Below are 23,346 nucleotides of genomic sequence, written 5' to 3' on the forward strand. Positions count from 1 at the left end.
GGCCACGCGAAAGCCAAGGGGGACAGGGCCGGGCAAAGCCATGGCGCCGCGCCCGCCCTCTTTGCGGCAACTCATCGTAAAATAAGGGGTTTTCCGCCTTCTTAGCTGCAAGCCCATGTCCGAACTCGTGCGCCCCAAACTCGACCTGCCCCCCGGCCGCGGCAAGGTGCTGATGCATTCATGCTGCGCCCCCTGTTCCGGCGAAGTGATGGAAGCCATGACGGCATCCGGCATCGACTACGCGATCTACTTCTACAACCCGAACATCCATCCGGTCAAAGAATACGAAATCCGCAAGCAGGAGAACATCCGCTTCGCCGAGCAGCACGGCATCGAGTTCATCGATGCCGACTACGACATGGACAACTGGTTCGACCGCGTCAAAGGCATGGAAAACGCGCCCGAGCGCGGTGAACGCTGCACGGCCTGCTTCGACATGCGTTTCGAGCGCACGGCGCTCTACGCCCACGAGCACGGCTTCGACACCATCACCAGTTCGCTGGGCATTTCGCGCTGGAAGGACATGAATCAGATCAACGGCTGCGGCGAACGCGCCGCCGCGCGTTACGACGACCTGATCTACTGGACCTACAACTGGCGCAAGGGTGGCGGCTCGGCCCGCATGATCGAAATCAGCAAGCGCGAGAACTTCTACCAGCAGGAATACTGCGGCTGCGTCTATTCGCTGCGCGACACCAACCGCCATCGCCGCTCGCAGGGCCGCGAACGCATCCACATCGGCGTCAAGTTCTACGGCAAGGAAGACCTCATCAACGAGGAACTCCTCTAGGCGCCTGGCCGCAAAGCCGGCCAATAAGAAAAAAGCCCGGCGGACCGCGGCGCGCGCGTCCTGCCGGGCCTTGCGCGGCGCCCGGAGACCGGACGCGCGGATGGCAAGCAGCGATCAATCCAGCATCAGCACGGTCGCGCCGGTCGTCTTGCGCGAGGCCAGCGCGGTCTGCGCTTCGCCCACCTGCTCCAGCGGATAGCGCTGGTCGATGCGAACCTTGATCTTCTTCTTCAGGACCAGGTCGAACAGCTCTTCGGATGCGGCCTGCAGCTTGGCCAGCGTATTCACATGGACGCCCAGCGACGGGCGGGTGACGTACAGGCTGCCCTTCTGGTTCAGCGTAGCCAGGTTGACGCCGGCCACCGGGCCGGAAGCATTGCCGAAGCTGACCATCAGGCCGCGCGGCTCGATGCAGTCCAGCGACGTTTCCCAGGTGTCCTTGCCCACGCCGTCGTACACCACCGGCACCTTCTTGCCGCCGGTCAGTTCCAGCACGCGCTCGGCCACGTTTTCGCGCGAGTAGTCGATGGTTTCCCAGGCGCCGTTGGCGCGGGCCAGTTCGGCCTTTTCGGGGCTGGAGACCGTGCCGATCAGCTTCACGCCCAGGGCCTTGGCCCATTGGCATGCGATCAGGCCGACGCCGCCGGCGGCGGCATGGAACAGAATGGTTTCGCCGCCCTGCAGGCGGTAGGTCTGGCGGAACAGATACTGAACCGTCAGGCCCTTGAGCATCAGCGCGGCGGCCTCGTCGAAGCCGATGCCCTTCGGCACTTTGACGACCTGGACGGCGGGCACATTGCGCGCCTTGGCGTAGGCGCCGATGGGGCTCTGGCCGTAGGCGACGCGGTCGCCCTTCTTCAGGTGCTTGACGTCGGCGCCCACGGCGGTCACGACGCCCGCGCCCTCGAAGCCGAGGCCGTGCGGCAGCGGATGCGGATACAAGCCCGTGCGGAAATAGATATCGATGAAGTTCAGACCCGCGGCGTGCTGCTCGATCGTGACTTCATTGGCGGCGGGCGGAGGCACTTCGACCTCGACCAGCTTCAGGACTTCGGGACCACCGTGCTGCTCGATACGAATTGCCTTGACGAGATTGCTGGCCATGCTGGCCTCCTTTTATGGGAAATAATGCGACACAACGAGAAAACCAGACTTCAACGCGGCGGCGGCGCGCCGCCTTGCGCGGCGGACCCGCGCCCGCCGGCGCAGCCCCCCATCAGCGCGAACACCCCCGCCAGCACCAATGCGGTTCCCGCCATCTGCCAGACAGTGATGGGTTCGTCCAGGAACCACGACGCCAGGAACAGGACCGACACCGGCCCCACCATCCCCAGCAGCGACGCGGTCGGGGCGCCAATCAGCGACACCGCCCACATCAGCATGAATACCGGCACCACCGTATTCAGCGTGGCGTGAATGATCGAATAACCGTAGACCCCGATGGGCTGGATCAGCATCGACGCGGGATGCACCAGAAAGAACTGGATGATGCAGGCCACGCACGACACCAGCATGGCGTACGCCACCAGGCGCGTGGGGCCGATACGCTTGATCAGTTCTCCGGAACAGATCAGGTACACAGAATAGCTTGCCGCCGAACCGAAAACGAACAAAGACCCTAACAGCACCTCGCTGCCGCCGCCGAACGACAGATCATGCGCGAACACCAGCACCACGCCGGCGTAAGACAGCACCATGGCCATCCATTGCCTGCGCTCGATCGGCCGCTTGAACCAGAATGCCGACAGCAGCACAACCAGCGACGGCGACAAAAACAGGATCAGCCGCTCCAGGCTGGCGGTGATGTATCGCAGCCCCAGGAAGTCCAGGAAGCTCGACAGGTAATAGCCCAGCAGCCCCAGGACGCACACCTGCAGGCGTTCCTTGGCCGTCAGGGCAACGATCTCGCCGCGTGCCGCAAGGCGCGACTGATGCCACGCCACCGCCGCGAAGAACGGCATGGCGAACAGCATGCGAAAGGCGATCAGGGTGACTGCGTCGATACCATAGCGGTAGGTGAACTTGACGACGATGGCCTTGGCGGAAAAGAGGACCGCGCCAAGCATCGCCATGGCTATCCCGGCGGCGCGGCCGGAAGGCCGCAGGACCGGCGTAAGCTTGGCAATACGATTCATGCGATGATTTTAAGTTCAGCGCAAAAATAATTGCACGCTTCTCGCCCGCTTTTTGGCCATATTTCCCCAAGCTCCCTCCACGCATGACCCGACATCGCGCTCTGACTTATATCCATATTGCCGCCGTGCTATTCGGCCTGACCGGCGTTTTCGGGGAACTGATCCAGGCCAGCGCCGCCGTCATCACCCTGGGACGGGCCGTGTTCGCGGTCATCTCGCTGGGAATCTTTGCGCGCATGCGGCGCAAGCCGCTGCTGGGCGCGCTGACGCCCGCGCAACTGTTCGTGCTGGTGATCGCCGGCGTGTTGCTGGCGGCGCACTGGGTGACCTTCTTCATTTCCGTGAAGGTGGGCGGCATCGCCATCGCGACACTGGGCTTCGCCAGCTTCCCGGCCTTCATCACGCTATTCGAGGGCCTGATATTCCGCGAACGCGTCCGCATGGCGGAATGGCTGCTGCTTGGCCTCGTGACCGCTGGCCTGGTGCTGGTCACGCCTTCGTTCGACCTGGCGGACCAGGGCACCATCGGCCTGGCCTGGGGCCTGCTGTCGGGCCTCAGCTTCGCGCTGCTCGCCTTGAGCAATCGCCGCTCGGCGTCCGGCATGGATCCGATGCAGGTGGCATGCTGGCAGAATCTGGTGGTCGCGCTGGTGATGGTGCCCTTCGCCGTCGGCCAGTTGCCCGCCTTGCCCGCCGTGGACTGGTTGTGGCTGGCGCTGCTGGGCGTCTTCTGCACCGGGCTGTCGCACTATCTGTTCGTGTCCAGCCTGACCCGGCTGAATGCGCGCAGCGCGGGCCTCGTGATCGCCCTGGAACCTGTCTACGCCATCGCCTTTGCCTGGATGCTGTTCAGCCAGGAGCCCACCCCTCGCATGATGGCCGGCGCCGCCCTCATCGTTGCCGCCATCGTCTGGTCCGGATTGCGCAAGCAGCCTCCCGCCGCGGCGGACTCCGCAACCGCCTCCCAGACACAGCCTTGACAATAACTGACTAGGCAGCTAAATTTGGCGCATGACTGCCGCCCCGCCCCCATCCACGCCCGAATCCGCCGATACGCCCGTCCACTACCGCAATGACACGCGGTGCATGGCGGAAGACAACGCCGGCTTCCTGATCAAGCTGGCTTACCATTCCCTGACCCGGATGCTGGACCAGGAGATGGCCCCGCTGGACCTCACCGCCATGCAATGGCGGCCCCTGGCCATGGTGTTTTTGGGCCGCGCCGACACGCCGGCCGAACTGGCCCGCCTGAACGATATGGACACCGGCGCAATGACGCGCGCGCTGGACCGCCTGGAGGCCAAGGGCCTGCTCCGCCGCAACCGCAGCCAGGAAGACCGGCGGGTGGTCAAGATCGAACTGACCGAGCTGGGCGAGGCCAAGGCCCGCGACATCCCCCCCAATATCGCGCGCGCGCTCAATCACCATCTGCGGGGTTTTTCAACCGGCGAAGTCGCCCAGCTCATGCATTTTCTGCGCAGAATGATCGCCAACGGGTCTGGGCCCGCCTCTCCGCCCGAACGCTGACCGGCACGGCCGTAGACGCCCGCTCCTGCAGAGCCGGGCATTATTTTGGCATAATAACTGCCTAGTCAAATACAGATTAATCAATTACTTTCAGCAAACAGTCAGGATGAAACGCTTTCTTTCTACCGTATTGGTGCTGGCCCTGAGCGGTTGCGCTCTGATGGACGCCGGCCCCCCGCCCGTGGCGGCGCTGGATGCGGCCAAGCTGGGATTGACCGGCCAGGCCGCCGAATGGCCCGCCACGCAATGGTGGGAACGCTATGGCGACCCGCAACTGAACGCGCTGCTGACCGACGCGCTGGCCAACAGCCCGTCGATGAGCGCGGCGCAAGCCCGCCTGGCCAGGGCCAACGCCGCGGTCGGTACCGCCCAGGCTCCCCTGCTGCCAAGCGTGGACGCGAACTATGCGCTGACCCGTGAGCATCTGTCCAAGGATTACATCTATCCCGCCCCGCTGGGCGGTTCGGTGGTCAGCAACAACCGGCTCGCGCTGGACTTCAGCTACGAGCTGGATTTCTGGGGCAAGAACCGTTCGCGCCTGCAGTCCGCGGTATCGCAGCAGGAAGCCGCCGCCGCCGACGCGCAGGCGGCGCGCAACATGCTGGCCAGCGCAACCGTGCGCGCCTACCTCAACCTGCAGAATGCGTTTGCCCAACGCGACGTGCTCAACCGTGTGCTCGCGCAACGCGCCGAGGTGCTGTCGCTGACGCAGGGCCGGTATTCGGCCGGACTCGATACCCAGGTAGAGGTCAAGCAGGCCGAATCGTCGCTCGCCGCCGGCAAGGTGGAATTGACGCAGACCGAGACCACGCTGGCGCAGTTGCGCAACCAGGTCGCGGCGCTGGCCGGTGCAGGTCCGCAGCGCGGCCAAGCCCTGACCGCCGTGGCGCTGACCGTCCCCGCCGGCGGCGTGCCGGCCAGCATCCCGCTGGATCTGCTGGGCCATCGCCCCGACGTCACCGCCGCCCGCTGGCGCGCCGAGTCGGCGCGTCACGCGATCGACAGCGCCAAGGCCGAGTTCTATCCCAATGTGAACCTGGCCGCGTTCGTCGGCTTCCAGGCCCTGGGCACGGGCAACCTGCTGGGCGCCGATGCCCGCATGGCCGGTTTCGGCCCCGCCGTGACCCTGCCGATCTTCCACGGCGGAGAGCTCAATGCCAACCTGGCGGGCCGCCGCGCCGACGCCGACCTGGCCGTGTCCGACTACAACCAGACCGTGATCGACGCGGTGCATCAGGTTGCCGATGCGCTGGACGGCCTGCGCCTGCTCGACCAGGAAAAGGCGCAGCAACGCCAGGCGCGCGAAGCCATCGAGGCGGCGTACGACCTGGCCGTCAAGCGCTACAAGGCCGGCATGGGCAACTACATCACCGTGCTGATCGCGCAGACGGGCGTGCTGACCCAGGCCCGCCTGGACACCGACCTGCGCATCCGCGCCTATCAGCTCGACGCCAATCTGGCCACGGCGCTGGGCGGCGGTTACGCCCCCCGCGCCGAGCCCGCCCCGAACCCCATTCATTGAACGATCCCCGGATTCAGACGTCATGAACGCTGCCACCCCCAAGACCCACCCCGCCCGGAAACGCCTGCTGCTCACGGCATCCGGGGTATTCATTGTTGCCGCGATCGCCTACGGCATCTGGTGGGCGCTGTTCGGCGCCCATTTCGAAAGCACCGACGACGCCTATGTGCACGGGAATCTGGTGCAGATCACCCCTCAGGTCCCCGGGACCGTCGTGGCGATCGAAGCCGATGACACCGAGACCGTCGCCGCCGGCCAGCCCCTGGTCAGGCTGGATCCCGCCGACACCGACATCGCCCTGCAGCAGGCAGAGGCCAAGCTGGCGCAAATGGTGCGCCAGGTGCGGACCTACTACGTGCAGAACGATGCGCTGGCCGCCGATGTCGACCTGCGCAACGCCGACATCCTGCGCGCGCAGGCGGAACTGACCCGCGCGCAAAGCGACGTCAACCGGCGCCAGCAACTGGCCAAATCGGGCGGCGTCAGCGGCGAAGAGATCCTGCACGCCGAAGCGGCCTTGAAGTCCGCTCAATCCGGCCTGGCTCAGGCCAAGGCCGCCCTCGCCGCCTCGCGGGCCAAGCTGGCGACCAACCAGGCCTTGACGCAAGGCACCTCGGTTGCCAACCATCCCGACGTGCGCCAGGCGGCAGCCGGTCTGCGCAACGCCTGGCTTGCACAGTCGCGCACCGTGCTGCCCGCCCCGGTCGGCGGCGTCATCGCGCGCCGCAGCGTTCAGGTGGGCCAGCGCGTCGCCCCCGGCGCCGCCCTGATGACCGTGGTTCCGCTGGACCAGGTCTGGGTTGAAGCCAACTTCAAGGAAGGCCAGCTTCGCAAGATGCGCATTGGCCAGCCGGTCCAGATGGTGGCCGACCTGTACGGCAGTTCGGTGACCTACCACGGCACGGTCGCCGGCCTGGATGCCGGCACGGGCAGCGCCTTCGCGCTGCTGCCGGCCCAGAACGCCACCGGCAACTGGATCAAGGTGGTGCAGCGCGTGCCCGTGCGCATCCTGCTGGATCCCGAAGACCTGAAGAAACATCCCCTGCGCGTTGGCCTGTCCATGGACGTCGAAGTCGACGTGGGCAAGCAGGAGGGCGAGCCGCTGACGCAAGCCGCGCGCAAGGAACCCGCGTGGTCGACCCGCGCCTTCGAACCCGCGCACGATGAAGTCGACACCATGATCAGCAAGATCATCGAGGCCAACCTCGCATCATGAGCACGACCGCCCAGCCCGCTGGCGCAGGCGCGCCCGCGCAAGCCGCCCGCCCGCCGGTCGCCCATCCGCCGCTGGAGGGCGCAACCCGCATCATCGGGTCCATCGCGCTGTCCACGGCCGTCTTCATGAACGTGCTGGACACCTCGATCGCGAACGTGTCCATTCCCACCATTTCCGGCGACCTGGGCGTGAGTTCCAGCCAGGGCACGTGGGTGATCACCTCTTTCGCCGTCGCCAACGCCATCACGGTGCCGCTCACCGGATGGCTTACGCAGCGCTTCGGGCAGGTGCGCCTGTTCCTGATCTCCACGCTGCTGTTCGTGCTGGCATCCTGGCTCTGCGGCTTCTCGCCATCCCTCGAGGCGCTGATCGCCTTCCGCGTGCTGCAAGGGGCGGTGGCAGGTCCGATGATCCCCCTTTCCCAGACCCTGATGCTGGCCAGCTTTCCAAAGTCGAAGGCGGGCATGGCGCTGGCGGTCTGGTCCATGACCACGCTGGTCGCGCCGGTCGCGGGCCCGCTGCTGGGCGGGTGGATCTCCGACAACTACACCTGGCCGTGGATTTTCTATATCAACGTGCCCGTCGGCCTGTTGGCCGCCTGGATAAGCTGGCGGATCTACGGCAAGCGCGAGTCCGTGACGCGCAAGCTGCCCATCGACAAACTGGGCCTGGTGCTGCTGGTGGTCTGGGTGGGCGCCCTGCAGATCATGCTGGACAAGGGCAAGGAACTGGACTGGTTTGCCAGCCCCACGATCATTGCCCTGGCGGCGACTGCATTCGTGGCGTTCGTCTTCTTCCTGATCTGGGAACTGACCGACGCGCACCCCGTGGTCGACCTGCGGCTGTTCAAGATCCGCAATTTCACGGTCGGCGCGCTGACGCTGGCGGTGGCCTATGGCGTCTTCTTCGGCAACGTCGTGCTGCTGCCCTTGTGGCTGCAGAGCAATATGGGCTTCACCGCGACCTACGCGGGCCTGGTGACCGCCCCCGTCGGCCTTCTGGCGATCCTGCTGACGCCCATCGTGGGCAAGATGCTGGCCACCCGCGACCCGCGGCAGATCGTCACGGTGGCGTTCCTGATCTTCGCGCTGGTGTGCTTCATGCGGGCGGGCTTCAACACGCAGACGGATGTGCGCACGCTGATGCTTCCGACCATCATCCAGGGCGCGGCGATGGCGGCGTTCTTCGTCCCGCTGACATCCATCACGCTGTCCAGCATCGAGCCGTGGCGCATCCCGGCAGCCTCCGGGCTGTCGAATTTCCTTAGGCTCACGGCGGGCGCGTTCGGCACGTCCATTGCCACGACGCTTTGGGAGAACCGCGCCACCATGCACCATTCGCAACTGACCGAGATCGCCAAGCCCGGCCAGCAGGCGTTCGACCAGACCATGGGCGCCCTGCAGAACGGGTTGGGCGTGTCGCACCAGCAAGCGCTGAGCATGGTCGATGGGCTGATCAACGCACAGGCTTTCACCATGTCGGCGGTGGACGTGTTCTATGCCTCGGCCATCATCTTCCTGATGCTGACGGGGTTGGTGTGGTTCGCGCGGCCCCGTTCCGCCAAGGCAGCGGCCGGCGGCGCGGCGGAAGCGGCGGCCGGCGCGCACTGACGCGCACCGGGCAGCAACCGCAAAAAGGGCGCCTCAGAGGCGCCCCTTTTTTCGCGTTCGATGCGTCATTCCTTCAGCAGGGTTTGCCAATCCTTGCGTTCGAGGATGTCGGGGGAGAGCGCGCTGATCGGCGACAGGTTGAACACCGACACGCCCCGCTCGCGCCAGTGCGACGAGGCAAACCTGAACGAGGGTTCGATCAGGCGCGAAAAATTGCGCGTGAGCCGGCTGGTCTGCGGGCGCCCGCCCTCGTCATAGAAGCGCAGGCCGCTCTGCACCGTCAGGTCCAGGCCATGGACATACACCTGGCGCGCTCCACTCGACACCAGCACCTGCAGCGCGGCGTAGGCCACCGTGTCGGCGTCGAACACCCCCAGCGACACATCGAAACTGTAGCCCAGCCCCTGCTTCGCATCCAGCAACTGCACATCGGGCGTTGCCGCCGCAATGCGCTTGAGCACGGCCGGCGCGACGGTGCGCTGGTAGGCACGGCGGGATATCAGCTCGATGATGCAGATGCGGCAGCGGATCTGCTCTTGCGGGATGCCTTGCATGATGTAGCGCAGCACCTCGGGGAATACGTACAGGGTGAGGTCCCGCGCCACGATCTCGCGAACCAGATCGATGCGGTCGCGCACGAAATTCTGGTCGATGATGCAGTAGTACTTGAACTGCAGATTAAACTTGCGCGCCAGCGCGATCGCGCCGTTGACGCCCATCGCCACGCCGATATTGAGCCGGTCATAGGGGATCTGAGCGACGGACGGGCCGCTCAGGATCAGATGCACCGATTCGTCCGCGGGGTCGTAACCCTGCGCCAAGGGCGTAACCGGCAGCGAGCGGCCAAATGCGCGAAAGCCGCAGATGGCCCCCTCTCTGTCCCGCCAGATTCGGACGAAAGGCCAAAGGTGCTGATTGTGCCTTTGGGTGCGCGAACGCAGCACGCGGAAAAGCTTGCGCACAAAACGGTCGGCCCGTCCGCCGCCCACATGGTCGGAGGGGGGAGAGAAAATGGTCTCGTTCATCTACCAGCCAGACAGGCCTTGCCCGCCAGAAGCGCTTAACCGGTCTGGATCAGCGACGCGATTGCGTTGCCGACATCGACGGTGGAAGCATTGCCCTTCATATCCCGCGTGCGCGGACCCTCCGCCAGCACGGTCTCGATCGCCGTCACGACGGCGGCCGAAGCCTCGGGATACCCCAAGAAATCAAGCATCAACGCACCGCTCCAGATCTGACCAATCGGGTTGGCGATGCCTTGGCCATAAATATCCGGCGCCGAACCGTGAACCGGCTCGAACAGCGACGGGAACTTGCGTTCGGGATTCAGGTTCGCCGACGGCGCGATGCCGATGGTGCCCGTGCAGGCCGGCCCCAGATCGGAAAGAATGTCGCCGAACAGGTTGGAGGCCACCACGACGTCGAACCAGTCGGGATGCTGCACAAAATGCGCGCACAGGATATCGATGTGATATTTGTCCCAGCGCACTTCCGGATAGTTCCCGGCCATCTCGGCCACGCGCTCATCCCACCAGGGCATCGAAATGGAGATGCCGTTGGACTTGGTCGCCGCGGTCAGGTGTTTGCCGCGCTTTTGCGCCAGTTCGAATGCGAACTTCAGCACGCGCTCGGCGCCGATGCGGGTGAACACGCTTTCCTGGATGACCACTTCGCGCTGGGTACCCTCGAACAGGCGGCCGCCGCTGTTGGAATATTCGCCTTCGGTGTTCTCGCGCACGATGAAGAAATCGATCTCGCCGGGCTTGCGGCCAGCCAGCGGAGACGGCACGCCGGGCATCAGGCGCACGGGGCGCAGATTGATGTATTGGTCGAATTCGCGGCGGAACTTGAACAGCGAACCCCACAGGGCTTCATGATCGGGCACCGTGGCGGGCCAGCCGATCGAACCGAAGAAAATGGCTTCATGCTGGCCGATCTGCGCCTTCCAGTCGTCGGGCATCATCTTGCCGTGCTTGGCGAAATAATCGCAGCTCCAGTCGAAATGATCCCATTGGAATTCGATACCGAAGCGCGTTGCCACGGCATCCAGCACCTTCAACCCTTCCGGCACGACCTCCTTGCCGATCCCGTCTCCCGGAAGCACCGCAATCTTGTGTTTCTTAGCCACCGTTTATCCTTTGGTTCTCTCTGTTTCACCGCCCGGAATCATAGGCATAAAAGACGGCAATGCAACACCCCCCGTTACAAAACGGCCGGTGTGTAGACGCGCCAGTTACGCCCGCCGAGGCTCAGCGGCGGCCTTTCGATCCCAGCAGCGACCCCAATATTCCGCGAGTGAGTTCGCGGGCGATGGAACGAGCCGAACTCTTGGCCATGGTCTGCACCACACCATCGCGCTTGCCGCCCCGGGGGCCTGTCGATCCGAACAGCACATCCTTCAGGCTGTCCATCAAGCCGCCCCCCGCGTCCTCGGCCGGGGTCCGCTCGGGCGGTGGCGTCGCAGCCCCCTTCGCAGCCCCCTTCGCATCCGCCTGGTCCGCCGGCACCGCCGCCCGGCGCGCCAGGATTTCGTACGCCGATTCGCGATCGACGGCCTTTTCATACTTGGCCGCCAGCGCGCTGCCCTGTCGCAGCGCTTGCCGTTCGGCATCCGTCGCCGGGCCGATCCGGCTGGCGGGCGGCATGACGTACGCGCGCTCGGTCGGCATCGGCCGGCCCTTGGCATCCAGCAGCGACACCAGCGCCTCTCCCACGCCCAGTTCGGTGATGGCGGCCTCGATATCCAGGCCCGGATTGGGACGCATGGTCTGCGCGGCCGTCTTGACGGCCTTTTGGTCCCGGGGCGTGAAGGCCCGCAAGGCGTGCTGGACGCGGTTGCCCAGCTGGCCCAGCACGGTATCGGGAATATCCAGGGGATTCTGCGTCACGAAGTAGACGCCCACCCCCTTGGACCGGACCAGGCGCACCACCTGTTCGATCTGGTTCAACAAGGCCGGCGGCGCGTCATTGAACAGCAGGTGGGCTTCGTCGAAAAAGAAGACCAGCTTGGGCTGGTCCATGTCGCCTACTTCAGGCAGCTTTTCATACAGGTCGGCCAGCAGCCAGAGCAGGAAGATGGCATACAGGCGCGGCGCCTGCATCAGCTTGTCGGCCGCAAGCACGTTGACCATGCCCCGGCCCTGCGCATCCGTGCGCATCAGGTCGGAGACGTCCAGCATGGGTTCGCCGAAGAACTTCTCGGCGCCCTGCGACTCCAGCGCGAGCAGGCCGCGCTGAATGGCGCCGACGCTGGCCGATGACACGTTGCCGTAACGCGTCTTGAGGTCGGCCGAGCGGTCGGCCACGTTCTGGAGCATCGCCCGCAGGTCCTTCAGGTCCAGCAGCAGTTGCCCTTCGTCGTCCGCCACCTTGAAAACCAGGGTCAGCACCCCTTCCTGCGTGTCGTTCAACTCCAGGATGCGGGACAGCAGCAGCGGTCCCATGTCGGTGATGGTGGCCCGGACCGGCAGCCCTTGCTGGCCAAAAACGTCCCACAGCGTGACCGGGCTGGCTCCCCAGGCCGGTTCGGGCAGGCCCAGCCCCTTCAGGCGTTCCTGCAGCTTGGCGCTTGCCGCTCCAGCCTGGGAAATACCGGTCAGGTCGCCCTTCACGTCCGCCATGAACACCGGCGTGCCGATACGGGAAAAGGATTCGGCCAGCACTTGCAGGGTGACGGTCTTGCCGGTACCCGTGGCCCCCGTGATGCAGCCGTGCCGGTTGGCCAAGGCCGGCAGCAGCGCCAACTCGGTCTGCGCATTCTTGGCGATGACAATGGGGTTGGGCATGGGCGGCTCTCCGGACCAGGGATCAGATGGATGCCCAAGTGTAGAGCGTGCCGCGCGCCTTGTGCGCGTGGCTATAAGGACACATGCGGCCCTCCCGCCGGGCGCGAGGGCCGCCGGCACGGTAAAATGCCGTCTTTGCAGACAATTTATCCTGGGAAGCCATGGCCGGACACAGCAAATGGGCCAATATTCAGCACCGCAAAGGGCGCCAAGACGCCAAGCGCGGCAAGCTCTGGACCAAGATCATTCGTGAAATCACCGTGGCGGCGCGCGCCGGCGGCCCCGACCCGGACAGCAACCCGCGTTTGCGCATGGCCTGGGACAAGGCCACCGACGCCAACATGCCCAAGGACAACATCCAGCGCGCCATCCAGCGCGGAGCGGGCGGCGCCGACGGCGTCGCCTACGAGGAAGTCCGCTATGAAGGTTATGGCATCGGCGGCGCGGCGGTGATCGTCGACTGCATGACCGACAACCGCACCCGCACCGTGGCCGAAGTCCGCCACGCCTTCGCCAAGAACGGCGGCAACCTGGGCCAGGAAGGCTCGGTGGCCTTCATGTTCAAGCACTGCGGCCAATTCGTGTTCGCGCCCGGCACCCCGGAAGACAAGGTCATGGAAGCCGCCCTCGAGGCCGGCGCCGAAGACGTGACCACCGACGAGGAAGGCGTGATTGAAGTCGTGTGCGCTCCGCCCGACTACGCCGCCGTGCGCCGCGCGTTCGACGACGCAGGCCTGAAGGCCGAAGTCGACGGAATCGTCATGAAGGCCCTGAACGAGACCGAACTGGCCGGCGACGACGCCATCAAGATGCAGAAACTGCTCGACGCCCTGGAAAGCCTGGACGATGTGCAGGAAGTCTATACCACCGTCATTTTCGACGAAGCGCAGTAAATCCCCTTACCCGGCGCGCGGCGGCCACGGCCGCCTGCGCGCCAGGCCGTAAATCGGATCTGGGCTGTCCCGGATCCGTTGCCTTCCCCACGGGCTAGAGTGGCAACCATTCAGACTCACGCAACATGAAACTCCTGGTAATTGGCTCGGGCGGCCGCGAACATGCCCTCGCCTGGCGGCTGGCCCGCTCCCCGCGCGTGCACAAGGTGTACGTCGCGCCGGGTAACGGCGGCACGCAACGGGCCGAGCAGATGGAGAACATCCCGCTCACCAATGCCGAGGAATTGGCCGATTTCGTCCAGCGCGAGGGTATCGCCCTGACCGTCGTCGGACCGGAAGCGCCGCTGGCCGCGGGCGTGGTCGACGTGTTCCGCAGCCGTGGCCTGAAGATCTTCGGCCCCACCAAGGCCGCCGCGCAGCTCGAAAGCTCGAAGGACTATGCCAAGGCCTTCATGGTCCGGCACAACATCCCGACCGCGCGCTATGGAACCTTCACCGATCCCGCGAAGGCCCATGCCTACATAGACCAGGAAGGCGCGCCCATCGTGGTCAAGGCTGACGGCCTGGCCGCCGGCAAGGGCGTCGTGGTCGCGGCCACCCTGGAAGAGGCGCACGCCGCGGTGGACGCGATGCTGGGCGACGGCTCCATGGGCGAAGCCGGCGCGCGCGTCGTCATCGAAGAATGCCTGGTGGGCGAAGAAGCCAGCTTCATCGTCATGTGCGATGGCCGCAATGTGCTGGCGCTGGCCACCAGCCAGGACCACAAGCGCCTGCAGGATGGCGACATGGGCCCCAACACGGGCGGCATGGGCGCGTATTCGCCCGCGCCCATTGTCACCCCGGAACTGCACCATCGCATCATGCGCGAAATCATCCTGCCGACCGTGCAGGGCATGACGCGCGACGGCATTCCGTACACGGGTTTCCTGTACGCCGGCCTGATGATCGCGCCTGGCGACGATCCCGACCGCGAAATCAAGACGCTGGAATTCAATTGCCGCATGGGCGATCCCGAAACCCAGCCCATCATGATGCGCGTCAAGAGCGACCTGCTGGACGCGCTGGAACATGCCGTGGACGGCACGCTCAACCAGGCCGACATCGTCTGGGACCGCCGCACGGCGCTGGGCGCCGTGCTGGCCGCGCACAACTATCCGAACGCGCCCCGCACCGGCGACGTCATCCGCGGCCTGCCCGCCGACGCCGAGGACTGCATGGTCTTTCACGCCGCCACCCAGCTCGATGGCGAAGGAACCAAGACCACCGGCGGCCGTGTGCTTTGCGTCACGGCGCTGGGCGACTCCGTCAAGATGGCGCGCGACCGCGTGTACGAAGCGATCGACGGCATCCACTTCGACGGCCGCCAATACCGCAGCGACATCGGCTGGCGGGCGCTGAAGCCCTCGCAGCAAAAGCCCAAGTCCAACGCGTAACGGAAGCCCCAATGAACGCACTGCCCGTCGCCGCTGTCCGAGACTACCTGACCGGTCTGCAAGCCCGTATCGTCGGCGCACTGGAAGAGGCCGAAGGCGGCCCTTTCCGTGCCGACGAGTGGGTACGGCCGGAAGGCGGCGGCGGGCTGTCGCGACTGCTGGAGGGCGGTTCGCTGTTCGAGCGGGCCGGCGTGCTGTTCAGCCACGTCCAGGGGACCAAGCTGCCGCCCTCGGCCAGCGCGCATCGCCCGGAGCTGGCCGGCCGCTCCTGGGAAGCCATGGGCGTGTCCATGGTGCTGCACCCGCGCAACCCTTACGTGCCCACCACGCACATGAACGTGCGCATGTTCGTCGCGGCCGCCCGGCCCGGCCACGACGAGGCCAACGTCTTCTGGTTTGGCGGCGGCATCGACCTGACTCCCTACTATCCGTTCGAGGAAGATGCGCGCCACTTCCACTCGGTGTGCCGGGATGCGCTGGCTGGCCATGGCGCCGATTACTATCCGCGCTACAAGCGCTGGTGCGACGAATACTTCTTCCTGAAGCACCGCAATGAAACGCGCGGCATCGGGGGCATTTTCTTCGACGACTTGAACGCACCCGGCTTCGACGCGTCCTTCGCGCTGACCCGTTCGGTCGGCGACGCCTTCCTGGCCAGTTACCTGCCCATCGTCGAAAAGCGCCGCGCCGTGGCCTACACGGAACGCGAACGCGATTTTCAAGCCTACCGCCGCGGCCGCTATGTCGAATTCAACCTGGTCTTCGATCGCGGCACGCTGTTCGGGCTGCAATCCGGCGGGCGCACCGAATCGATCCTGCTGTCCATGCCGCCGCTTGCCCAATGGCGCTACGACTGGCAGCCGCAAGCCGGCACGCCCGAAGCCGAATTGGCCGCCTACCTGAAGCCGCGGGACTGGGTTTGAAACGCATCGGGCTCCTGGGCGGCAGTTTCGACCCCGTCCACGTCGCGCACATCGCATTGGCGCAAAACGCCTTGCAGGCGCTGGCGCTTGCCGAAGTGCAGCTCATCCCCGCCGCCAATCCCTGGCAACGGGCCGCGTTGCGCGCCACGGCGGAACAACGCCGCGACATGCTGCAGCTGGCGGTCGCCGGGCAGGCCGGCCTGGTCGTCAACCCGATCGAACTCGAACGCGGCGGCGCCACCTACACGATCGACACGCTGCGCGCCCTGCCCCGCGACGCCCGCTACGCCTGGCTGCTTGGCGCCGACCAGTTGGCCAACTTCTGCACCTGGCGAGACTGGCAGGAAATCGCCCAAATGGCGGATCTGGCCGTGGCCACCCGTCCCGGCACGGCGCTCGATGCGCCGCCGGAGCTCGCCGCATGGCTGCGGGACCAGGGCCGCGAGCTGCATCAGCTTCCTTTTGCCCCCATGCCGGTGTCGGCATCCGATATCCGCCAGCGCCTGGCGCAAGGCGAATCCACCGACGGGCTGCTTGCCGCACCCGTGGCCGCGTATATTGCGGCGCACCATCTTTACCGATAAACCCTCACCCGCCGGGCGCTGAAAGCGCCACCGGGCCAGCATCCGCTGTCCTTGCGCGGGTTATATTTGCAGCTATGGATATACAGAAACTCCAACGCGCCATCATCGATGCCCTCGAAGACGTCAAGGCGCAAGACATCAAGGTCTTCAACACCACGCATCTGACGAGCCTGTTCGATCGCGTCGTGATTGCAAGCGCCACCTCCAATCGCCAGACCCGCGCCCTCGCGTCCAGTGTGGCGGACCGCGGCCGATCCCTGTCTCTCACGGGCATCACCATCGAAGGCGAAGATACGGGCGAATGGGTTGTCGTCGACCTGGGCGACGTCGTCGTCCATGTCATGCAACCCGCCATCCGCCAGTACTACAACCTGGAAGAGATCTGGGGCGGCAAGCCGGTGCGGGTGAAACTTCTGCCCGAATCCTCCCGTCCCGCTCCGGTCGCCAGCCACGGCGACGACGACGACTCCGAATACTGAGCACGCCGTGAAGTTGATCGTCGCCGCCGTGGGCACGCGGATGCCGGACTGGGTGCAGACCGCCTGGGACGACTACGCCAAACGCCTGCCGGCCGACTGCGCGCTGGAACTGCGCGAGATCAAACCCGAACCCCGCACCACCGGCAAGACGCCCGCCCAGATGATGGCGGCTGAAGCCAAGCGGATCGAAGCCGCCCTGCCTGCCGGCGCGCTGCGCCTGGCGCTGGACGAGCGGGGCCGCGACCTCACCACCATGGCGTTGTCGCAAAAGCTCGAACAATGGCGGGCGGGCGGCCAGGACATCGCTTTCCTGGTCGGCGGTCCGGATGGCCTGGATCCAGACCTGAAGGCGTCGGCAAGCGGCCAGCTGCGCCTGTCGTCGCTGACCTTGCCGCACCCCATGGTGCGTGTCGTGCTGGCCGAACAGCTCTACCGGGCCTGGGCCATCATGACCAATCACCCCTACCATCGCGCCTGACTCCCGGCCGGGCCGGCGCCCACTTTGCTCCGCATGACCGACACCGCCGATATCCCCTTGCCCCCCGCGCGTCTTTACCTTGCCTCGGCCAGCCCGCGGCGCCGTGAATTGCTGACGCAGATCGGCCTGGCCCACGAGGTCCTGCTCGTGCCCGCCCCGCCGGGCGAAGACGAACCGCAGCACGCCGGTGAAAGCGCGGCCGACTACGTGCGGCGGACGGCAAGGGACAAAGCCTTGCGCGGGCGAGACTGGATGCGCTCGCAAGGGCTGGCTCGCCTGCCCTTGCTGGCGGCCGACACCACGGTCATCCTGGCGGGGAACGTGCTCGGCAAGCCCGCCGACCGCGACGATGCCATGCGCATCCTGCGCGCCCTCTCCGGTTCCGCGCATGAAGTGCACACCGCCGTTGCCGTCTGGACGGGCGATGAACTGCTGGAAGCCGTCTCGGTCACCGAGGTCCGCATGCGCGACCTGAACGCCGCGGAAATCGCGCGCTACTGCGATAGCGGCGAACCCTTCGGCAAGGCCGGCGCCTACGGCATCCAGGGCGTGGCCGGCACCTTCATCTCGCACATCGCCGGCAGCTATACGGGCGTGATGGGCCTGCCGCTGTTTGAAACGGCAAACCTGCTGCGCGCGGCGGGCATCCAGGTTCCCTGAACCGGCCTCTTCCATAAAAAACCCCCGCGGCATTGCGGCCGCGGGGGTTTTTCTTGCCGAATAGTTATCAGCTTTGCCGAGCCGGCTCGGGCAGCGTGCCCTGAGGCGCGGCGGAGGCGGCCGGCGCGCCCGCGCTATCCAGCGCGGCGTGCAGTTGTTCCTGGTCCAGTTCGCCCTCCCAACGCGCCACGACCACGGTAGCGGTGGCGTTGCCAACCAGATTGGTCAGTGCGCGGCATTCCGACATGAAGCGGTCCACGCCGAGGATCAGCGCCATCCCGGCAACGGGCACCGACGGCACCACCGACAGCGTGGCTGCCAGCGTGATGAAGCCCGCGCCCGTCACACCCGCGGCGCCCTTGGAACTCAGCATCGCCACCAGCAGCAGCAAAATCTGATCGCCCAGCGACAGCGGAATGTCGCAGGCCTGCGCAATGAACAGCGCCGCCATCGTCATATAGATGTTGGTGCCATCCAGGTTGAACGAGTAGCCGGTGGGCACCACCAAACCCACCACCGACTTCGAACACCCTGCGCGCTCCATCTTTTGCATCAGCGTGGGCAAGGCGGCTTCCGAGGAACTCGTGCCCAGCACCAGCAGCAGTTCCTCGCGGATATAGCGGACCAGCTTCAAGATCGAAAAGCCGTTGTAGCGGGCGACCAGGCCCAGCACCACGACAACGAACAATACGGACGTCGCATAGAACGTGCCCACCAGCATCGCCAGGTTGATGACGGACTTGATGCCGTACTTGCCGATGGTGAACGCCATCGCGCCGAAGGCGCCGATGGGTGCCGCCTTCATCAGGATCGCGACCATCTTGAAGATCGGCTGCGCCAGCGCGGTCATGAACGTCAGGATGGGCTTGCCCCGCTCGCCCACCATGGCCAGCGAGATGCCGAACAGCACCGCCACGAACAGGACCTGAAGAATATCGCCGCCCACGAACGGGCTGAAGATGGTCGTGGGAATCACGTTCATCAGGAAGCCGGTGATGGTGGAGTCGTGCGCCTTGGCGACGTAGCTGGAGACCGCCTTCTGGTCCAGCGTCGCGGGGTCGATATGCATGCCAGCGCCGGGCTGGACGATATGGCTGACGATCATGCCCACGATCAGGGCAAGGGTGGAGAAGACCAGGAAGTAAAGCATGGCCTTGCCCGCGACCCGGCCCACCTTCTTCAGGTCGCTCATGGCGGCGATACCCGTAGCGACGGTCAGGAAGATGACCGGTGCAATGATCATCTTCACCAGCTTGATGAATGCATCGCCCAACGGTTGCATCTGTTGGCCGAGTTCGGGCTTGAACGCGCCCAGCAGCACGCCGACCACGATGGCGAAAATCACCTGCACATACAGGATTTGATAGAACTTGAGCTTGCGCGCGGGCGCGCTTTGATCCACGTCGATCATTGGGATTGTCCCCACCAGTGCCCCTTGCTCCGGCGGGTTTAGCGCAGCGGGCGACGGGGCGTTATCTGTTTTATGGCCGTGCGCTTGCGCGGCACGCCGATTTCACCGCCCGGTGGATACCGCGCGGCTTGCAGATGTATATGCAAAAGCCATGCCAGAACGCACGGTGCTGGCATGCAAGCGCAAGCCATTGATCGATAAGTTATTTTTTTATTTTCGCTGGAGTGCATCGCCGCATTCAGGGCGAAAATTCGCACAGAAACGATATAGAATGTGCGAAAAACCGCACAACATGACGTCTGTCCCCCCTCCTTCCCCCTCGCCACCGGAGCGTGCCCCCTCGCACACCGCCGGATGGGCGTGGCCGTGGCGTGCGGCCGCGGTGCTGTTGGCGGTCGCAATCGTGTTCGGCGTCCTGCATTACGCGACGCTGTGGGCCCGGGACCGGGCCGTGGCGGACGCCGGGGTGCAGGCCCGCAGCACCGGCCAGATCAACGCCGCCCTGCTGCGCAACAATCTGGACAAATTCCGGGCGCTGCCCTTCGTGCTGACCCAGGACGTCGACTTGCGCGCCGCGCTGCAGGGCGCCAGCGGGGCGCAGATCGAATCGCTGGACGAGAAACTCGACGCGCTCAGTCGCGGCGTCGGCGCCTCGGCCATCTACGTGCTGAATAAAAAGGGTCTTGCCATCGCCGCCAGCAATTGGCGGGAACCCGCCACCTTCGTCGGCGTGGACTACCAGTTCCGGCCGTACTTCCAGGGTTCCGTCGCTCACGGCACGGCCGAGCATTTCGCCCTGGGTACGGTCAGCCACGAAGCCGGGCTGTATCTGGCGCGGCGCGTGGATGACGCCCATGGCGCGTTGCTGGGCGTGGTCGTTCTGAAAGTGGATTTCCGGGATCTCGAAGCCGACTGGCGGCAATCCAGCGCGCCTATCTTCGTGACCGACGAACACGGCGTGGTGCTGCTCGGCAATATCCCTAATTGGCGGTTCCGGGTGCTGGCGCCGTTGCCTCCCGCCCTGGCACAGACCCTGCGCACCAGCCTCCAGTTTGGCGACGCCCGATTCCAGCCGCTGCCCATCAGCCCGCCGCTGCATCCCGTCAGCACCGGCCAGCTCGTGCGCACGGACCAGTCCCTGCCGCAAGCCGCCGCCGGCGCCCCGCTCCTGCACACCACCCTCCCCGTGATCGAATCTCCGGGCTGGACGCTGCACCAGCTTTCCCCCGTGCAGGCGGCCATGAACCAGGCGACCGCCAACGCCCAGCTAGGCGCCCTGCTCGCGCAGAGCGCGCTGGCGGCACTGATCGGCGTTGTGCTCTATCGCCGCCATCGTAATCGCGAACGCGCAAACCAGCAGACGGCTATCCGCGAACAACTCGCGGCGTTGGTCGATGAACGCACCGCCCAATTGCGCGACGTGAATGAACATCTGCTGGACGAGATGGATGAACGCCAGCGCGCCGAATCCCGGTTGCACTCCATGCAGGACGAGCTGGTGCAGGCCACCAAGCTGGCGCTGCTGGGGCAGGTTGCCGCCGGTGTGGCGCATGAAATCAATCAGCCCGTGGCCGCCATACGCACCTATGCCGACAACGCCGCCGAATTTCTGCGGCGCCGCGACAGCGGCGCGGCTCAGGAAAACCTCGGCACGATCGCGACGCTCACCGAACGCATCGGGCATATCACCGGCGAACTCCGCGCCTTCTCACGCAAGGCCGGCGCCACGGTCGGCCCCACCAGCCTGATGGAAGCCCTGGAAGGCGCCCTGTTGCTCGTGGGGCCGCGCGCACGGCGCCAAGGCGTTGCCATGCAACGTCCCGCGGAGAATGAGGATTGCCTGGTTCAGGCCAATCGCGTCCGGCTGGAACAGGTGCTCGTCAATCTGCTTCAAAACGGCCTTGAAGCATTGGAAGGCTTGCCGGACGGCAGGATCATGGTGGCGCTGCAGGATCTCGGCGCCACCGTGCAACTGCGCGTCCACGACAACGGCCCCGGCCTGTCCGAAGCGGCCCGGGCCCGCCTGTTCACGCCCTTTCACACGACCAAGCCCGACGGACTGGGGCTGGGCCTGGTCATCAGCCGCGATATCGTCCTTGAATTTGGCGGAGAACTGCGCGCCGCGCAACCCGCCGATCGGGATCCTTCTTACGAACAAGCGCCCGCCCGCGGCGCCATGTTCATTCTGACCCTGCGCAAAGCGCCGGGTCAGCCCAACATTTCGAGCTCACCCCATGCCCCGCGCCACTGACTCCAACGCGCCGCCCGCCACATCGGCGGACGACCCCATGCGCAGGCCGCTTGTGCCGCATGCCGTCTTCATTGACGACGACGATGAACTGCGCCGCGCCACCATCCAGACCCTGAAGCTCCACGGCATTTCTGTGGATGCCTACGCCAGCGCCCGCGCAGCGCTCCCGGCGCTGAGCCGGGAGTTCGACGGCGTGGTCGTGACCGATATCCGCATGCCGGACATGGACGGGCTGCAGCTCTTTCGGCGCCTGCGCGACGTCGATCCCGATATCCCCGTCATTCTCATCACCGGCCATGGCGACATCGCTACCGCGGTGCAATGCATGCAGGACGGGGCCTATGACTTCCTATCCAAGCCCTATCCTGCCGACCGGCTGATCGCGGCCATTGCCCATGCCGCGGAAAAGCGCCATCTGGTGCTTGAAAACCGCCGTCTGCGTGAAGCGGCCTTCGCCTTCGAGGCGGATGAAGTGCCCTTCATCGGTACCACTCCCGCCATGCAGCGCATCAAACAGACCTTGCGCCACATTGCAAACGCCGATGTCGATGTGCTGGTGGAGGGGGAGACGGGCACCGGCAAGGAAGTCGTCGCCACCGCCCTGCATCGCCTCAGCCGCCGCAGGCATCGCGCGCTGGTCGCGATCAACTGCGGCGCCTTGCCAGAAAGCGTCATCGAAAGCGAACTTTTCGGCCATGAAGCCGGCGCGTTCACGGGCGCCCAAAAGAAACGCATAGGACGCATCGAGCACGCCAGCGGCGGCACGCTGTTCCTGGACGAGATCGAAAGCATGCCGCTGGCGGTACAGGTAAAGCTGCTGCGTGTGCTTGAATCTCGACAGATCACGCCGCTAGGCAGCAACGAAGTGCGTAATCTGGATTTGCGCGTGGTGGCCGCCACCAAGGAAGACCTGGGCAGCCCCGCCATACGCGCCAAGTTCCGCGAAGACCTGTTCTACCGTCTGAACGTGGTCACGATCCGCATCCCGCCCCTGCGGGAACGCCGCGAAGACATCCCGCTGCTGTTCGCCCATTATCTTGGACATGCCTCGCGCCGCTTCCAGCGCGACATCCCCGAGATGGCTGGTTCGATCAAGCAGCATCTCATGACACATGAATGGCCCGGCAATGTGCGCGAGCTGGCTCATTTCGCGGAACGCGTCGTGCTGGGCGTGCTCAACGAACACGCGGCACACTCCGCCCCGGTTCCAAGCAGCGGACAAACGCTGCCGGAACGCATGGAACAGTTTGAAGCTCAACTCATTCGCGACGCGCTGGCCACGCATCGAGGCGACATCAAAGCCACTCTGTTGGCGCTGGGCATCCCGCGCAAGACTTTCTACGACAAACTGCAGCGCCACGGCATCGATCGCCAGCAATATATCGGTGTCCTTGCCCCGCCTTCGTTCTAGCGAATCCAAGTAGCCAGACGAACAAAAACCCCTCGCGGCGTCAGCTGCGAGGGGTTTACAAAGACAAAACCCCACAGGGGATACCTGTGGGGTTTTGCGGAATAAAAGCCTGACGATGACCTACTTTCACAGACGTCCGTCCACTATCATCGGCGCGAAGGCGTTTCACTGTCCTGTTCGGGATGGGAAGGAGTGGTACCACCTTGCTATGGTCGTCAGGCGTAACTGGTTGAGCGGT

Annotated in this window: 21 protein-coding genes and 1 rRNA gene; 15 read left to right on the plus strand and 7 right to left on the minus strand. The window is 65.4% G+C overall.

The genetic code is table 11. The features are described from left to right. The first annotated feature begins 115 nt into the window (after positions 1–115). A complete protein-coding gene (locus tag ASE30_RS08150; RefSeq protein WP_057283795.1) occupies positions 116–790 on the plus strand; it encodes an epoxyqueuosine reductase QueH in 675 nt (224 codons plus the stop codon). Positions 791–904: 114 nt separating this feature from the next. Here the strand turns inward: ASE30_RS08150 and ASE30_RS08155 are convergent, their stop codons facing one another. Next, positions 905–1,894, minus strand: a complete 990-nt coding sequence (locus tag ASE30_RS08155) for a quinone oxidoreductase (RefSeq protein WP_057283796.1) — start codon at positions 1,892–1,894, stop codon at positions 905–907. 50 nt (positions 1,895–1,944) lie between these two features. Then, on the minus strand, positions 1,945–2,925 hold the full coding sequence (locus ASE30_RS08160; protein WP_057283797.1) for a DMT family transporter: 981 nt from the start codon (positions 2,923–2,925) through the stop codon (positions 1,945–1,947). Between the two features lie 83 nt (positions 2,926–3,008). Here ASE30_RS08160 and ASE30_RS08165 point away from each other — a divergent pair, with 83 nt between their 5' ends. From ASE30_RS08165 to ASE30_RS08185, 5 genes are all read left to right on the plus strand, one after another. Next, on the plus strand, positions 3,009–3,905 hold the full coding sequence (locus tag ASE30_RS08165; RefSeq protein WP_057283798.1) for a DMT family transporter: 897 nt from the start codon (positions 3,009–3,011) through the stop codon (positions 3,903–3,905). A gap of 31 nt (positions 3,906–3,936) precedes the next feature. Beyond that, complete coding sequence (locus tag ASE30_RS08170; RefSeq protein ID WP_057283799.1) at positions 3,937–4,452, plus strand: MarR family winged helix-turn-helix transcriptional regulator; 516 nt, start codon at positions 3,937–3,939, stop codon at positions 4,450–4,452. Between the two features lie 106 nt (positions 4,453–4,558). After that, the gene (locus tag ASE30_RS08175; RefSeq protein WP_057283800.1) at positions 4,559–5,974 is read left to right on the plus strand and encodes an efflux transporter outer membrane subunit; all 1,416 of its coding nucleotides are present in this window, start codon (positions 4,559–4,561) and stop codon (positions 5,972–5,974) included. Positions 5,975–5,996: 22 nt separating this feature from the next. Then, entirely contained in the window at positions 5,997–7,190 is a 1,194-nt protein-coding gene (locus tag ASE30_RS08180; RefSeq protein WP_057283801.1) for an HlyD family efflux transporter periplasmic adaptor subunit, read from the plus strand. Then, on the plus strand, positions 7,187–8,800 hold the full coding sequence (locus tag ASE30_RS08185) for a DHA2 family efflux MFS transporter permease subunit (protein ID WP_235515216.1): 1,614 nt from the start codon (positions 7,187–7,189) through the stop codon (positions 8,798–8,800). The genes ASE30_RS08180 and ASE30_RS08185 overlap by 4 nt, the downstream gene beginning before the upstream one ends. A 65-nt stretch (positions 8,801–8,865) precedes the next feature. Here the strand turns inward: ASE30_RS08185 and ASE30_RS08190 are convergent, their stop codons facing one another. The 3 genes from ASE30_RS08190 to ASE30_RS08200 form a co-directional block, all read right to left on the minus strand. Continuing rightward, on the minus strand, positions 8,866–9,825 hold the full coding sequence (locus tag ASE30_RS08190) for a hypothetical protein (protein WP_057283802.1): 960 nt from the start codon (positions 9,823–9,825) through the stop codon (positions 8,866–8,868). 35 nt (positions 9,826–9,860) lie between these two features. Continuing rightward, complete coding sequence (locus tag ASE30_RS08195) at positions 9,861–10,928, minus strand: tartrate dehydrogenase (RefSeq protein ID WP_057283803.1); 1,068 nt, start codon at positions 10,926–10,928, stop codon at positions 9,861–9,863. A gap of 121 nt (positions 10,929–11,049) precedes the next feature. Further along, the gene (locus ASE30_RS08200) at positions 11,050–12,585 is read right to left on the minus strand and encodes a helicase HerA-like C-terminal domain-containing protein (protein WP_057283804.1); all 1,536 of its coding nucleotides are present in this window, start codon (positions 12,583–12,585) and stop codon (positions 11,050–11,052) included. 161 nt (positions 12,586–12,746) lie between these two features. On the opposite strand from ASE30_RS08200, the gene ASE30_RS08205 reads away from it, so the two are divergent. The 7 genes from ASE30_RS08205 to ASE30_RS08235 all read left to right on the plus strand — a co-directional run bounded on the left by ASE30_RS08205 (position 12,747) and on the right by ASE30_RS08235 (position 18,035). Then, entirely contained in the window at positions 12,747–13,478 is a 732-nt protein-coding gene (locus ASE30_RS08205; protein ID WP_057283805.1) for a YebC/PmpR family DNA-binding transcriptional regulator, read from the plus strand. Positions 13,479–13,603: 125 nt separating this feature from the next. Beyond that, positions 13,604–14,911, plus strand: a complete 1,308-nt coding sequence (gene purD / locus ASE30_RS08210; protein WP_057283806.1) for a phosphoribosylamine--glycine ligase — start codon at positions 13,604–13,606, stop codon at positions 14,909–14,911. A gap of 11 nt (positions 14,912–14,922) precedes the next feature. Further along, positions 14,923–15,834, plus strand: coding sequence for an oxygen-dependent coproporphyrinogen oxidase (gene hemF / locus ASE30_RS08215; protein WP_057283807.1), 912 nt, complete (start codon positions 14,923–14,925; stop codon positions 15,832–15,834). Continuing rightward, on the plus strand, positions 15,831–16,418 hold the full coding sequence (gene nadD / locus ASE30_RS08220) for a nicotinate (nicotinamide) nucleotide adenylyltransferase (protein ID WP_057283808.1): 588 nt from the start codon (positions 15,831–15,833) through the stop codon (positions 16,416–16,418). The genes hemF and nadD overlap by 4 nt, the downstream gene beginning before the upstream one ends. A 74-nt stretch (positions 16,419–16,492) precedes the next feature. Continuing rightward, positions 16,493–16,897, plus strand: coding sequence for a ribosome silencing factor (rsfS, locus tag ASE30_RS08225; RefSeq protein WP_057283809.1), 405 nt, complete (start codon positions 16,493–16,495; stop codon positions 16,895–16,897). Between the two features lie 7 nt (positions 16,898–16,904). Then, positions 16,905–17,375 carry a 23S rRNA (pseudouridine(1915)-N(3))-methyltransferase RlmH gene (rlmH, locus tag ASE30_RS08230; RefSeq protein WP_057283810.1) on the plus strand — a complete coding sequence of 157 codons (471 nt, stop codon included), beginning with the start codon at positions 16,905–16,907 and terminating at the stop codon, positions 17,373–17,375. Between the two features lie 33 nt (positions 17,376–17,408). Next, a complete protein-coding gene (locus ASE30_RS08235) occupies positions 17,409–18,035 on the plus strand; it encodes a nucleoside triphosphate pyrophosphatase (RefSeq protein WP_057283811.1) in 627 nt (208 codons plus the stop codon). A 67-nt stretch (positions 18,036–18,102) separates the two neighbouring features. On the opposite strand, the gene ASE30_RS08240 is transcribed toward ASE30_RS08235, so the two are convergent. Continuing rightward, the gene (locus ASE30_RS08240) at positions 18,103–19,446 is read right to left on the minus strand and encodes a dicarboxylate/amino acid:cation symporter (RefSeq protein ID WP_057283812.1); all 1,344 of its coding nucleotides are present in this window, start codon (positions 19,444–19,446) and stop codon (positions 18,103–18,105) included. 292 nt (positions 19,447–19,738) lie between these two features. Between ASE30_RS08240 and ASE30_RS08245 the strand changes: the two genes are divergently transcribed. Continuing rightward, a complete protein-coding gene (locus ASE30_RS08245) occupies positions 19,739–21,697 on the plus strand; it encodes an ATP-binding protein (protein WP_235515217.1) in 1,959 nt (652 codons plus the stop codon). A gap of 37 nt (positions 21,698–21,734) precedes the next feature. Then, a complete protein-coding gene (locus ASE30_RS08250; RefSeq protein WP_057283824.1) occupies positions 21,735–23,108 on the plus strand; it encodes a sigma-54 dependent transcriptional regulator in 1,374 nt (457 codons plus the stop codon). A 107-nt stretch (positions 23,109–23,215) separates the two neighbouring features. Here the strand turns inward: ASE30_RS08250 and rrf are convergent. Then, positions 23,216–23,328 (minus strand): 5S ribosomal RNA (gene rrf / locus ASE30_RS08255). Between the last annotated feature and the right edge of the window lie 18 nt (positions 23,329–23,346).

The organism is Achromobacter sp. Root83 (assembly GCF_001428845.1).
In the GTDB taxonomy this organism is placed as follows: domain Bacteria; phylum Pseudomonadota; class Gammaproteobacteria; order Burkholderiales; family Burkholderiaceae_B; genus Achromobacter.

Bases quoted from the DNA above. Each gene is read 5' to 3' on its own strand.
- ASE30_RS08150 (WP_057283795.1), top strand. From the start codon at position 116: ATGTCCGAACTCGTGCGCCCCAAACTCGACCTGCCCCCCGGCCGCGGC.
- ASE30_RS08155 (WP_057283796.1), bottom strand. From the start codon at position 1,894: ATGGCCAGCAATCTCGTCAAGGCAATTCGTATCGAGCAGCACGGTGGT.
- ASE30_RS08160 (WP_057283797.1), bottom strand. From the start codon at position 2,925: ATGAATCGTATTGCCAAGCTTACGCCGGTCCTGCGGCCTTCCGGCCGC.
- ASE30_RS08165 (WP_057283798.1), top strand. From the start codon at position 3,009: ATGACCCGACATCGCGCTCTGACTTATATCCATATTGCCGCCGTGCTA.
- ASE30_RS08170 (WP_057283799.1), top strand. From the start codon at position 3,937: ATGACTGCCGCCCCGCCCCCATCCACGCCCGAATCCGCCGATACGCCC.
- ASE30_RS08175 (WP_057283800.1), top strand. From the start codon at position 4,559: ATGAAACGCTTTCTTTCTACCGTATTGGTGCTGGCCCTGAGCGGTTGC.
- ASE30_RS08180 (WP_057283801.1), top strand. From the start codon at position 5,997: ATGAACGCTGCCACCCCCAAGACCCACCCCGCCCGGAAACGCCTGCTG.
- ASE30_RS08185 (WP_235515216.1), top strand. From the start codon at position 7,187: ATGAGCACGACCGCCCAGCCCGCTGGCGCAGGCGCGCCCGCGCAAGCC.
- ASE30_RS08190 (WP_057283802.1), bottom strand. From the start codon at position 9,825: ATGAACGAGACCATTTTCTCTCCCCCCTCCGACCATGTGGGCGGCGGA.
- ASE30_RS08200 (WP_057283804.1), bottom strand. From the start codon at position 12,585: ATGCCCAACCCCATTGTCATCGCCAAGAATGCGCAGACCGAGTTGGCG.
- ASE30_RS08205 (WP_057283805.1), top strand. From the start codon at position 12,747: ATGGCCGGACACAGCAAATGGGCCAATATTCAGCACCGCAAAGGGCGC.
- purD (WP_057283806.1), top strand. From the start codon at position 13,604: ATGAAACTCCTGGTAATTGGCTCGGGCGGCCGCGAACATGCCCTCGCC.
- hemF (WP_057283807.1), top strand. From the start codon at position 14,923: ATGAACGCACTGCCCGTCGCCGCTGTCCGAGACTACCTGACCGGTCTG.
- rsfS (WP_057283809.1), top strand. From the start codon at position 16,493: ATGGATATACAGAAACTCCAACGCGCCATCATCGATGCCCTCGAAGAC.
- ASE30_RS08235 (WP_057283811.1), top strand. From the start codon at position 17,409: ATGACCGACACCGCCGATATCCCCTTGCCCCCCGCGCGTCTTTACCTT.
- ASE30_RS08240 (WP_057283812.1), bottom strand. From the start codon at position 19,446: ATGATCGACGTGGATCAAAGCGCGCCCGCGCGCAAGCTCAAGTTCTAT.
- ASE30_RS08245 (WP_235515217.1), top strand. From the start codon at position 19,739: ATGACGTCTGTCCCCCCTCCTTCCCCCTCGCCACCGGAGCGTGCCCCC.
- ASE30_RS08250 (WP_057283824.1), top strand. From the start codon at position 21,735: ATGCGCAGGCCGCTTGTGCCGCATGCCGTCTTCATTGACGACGACGAT.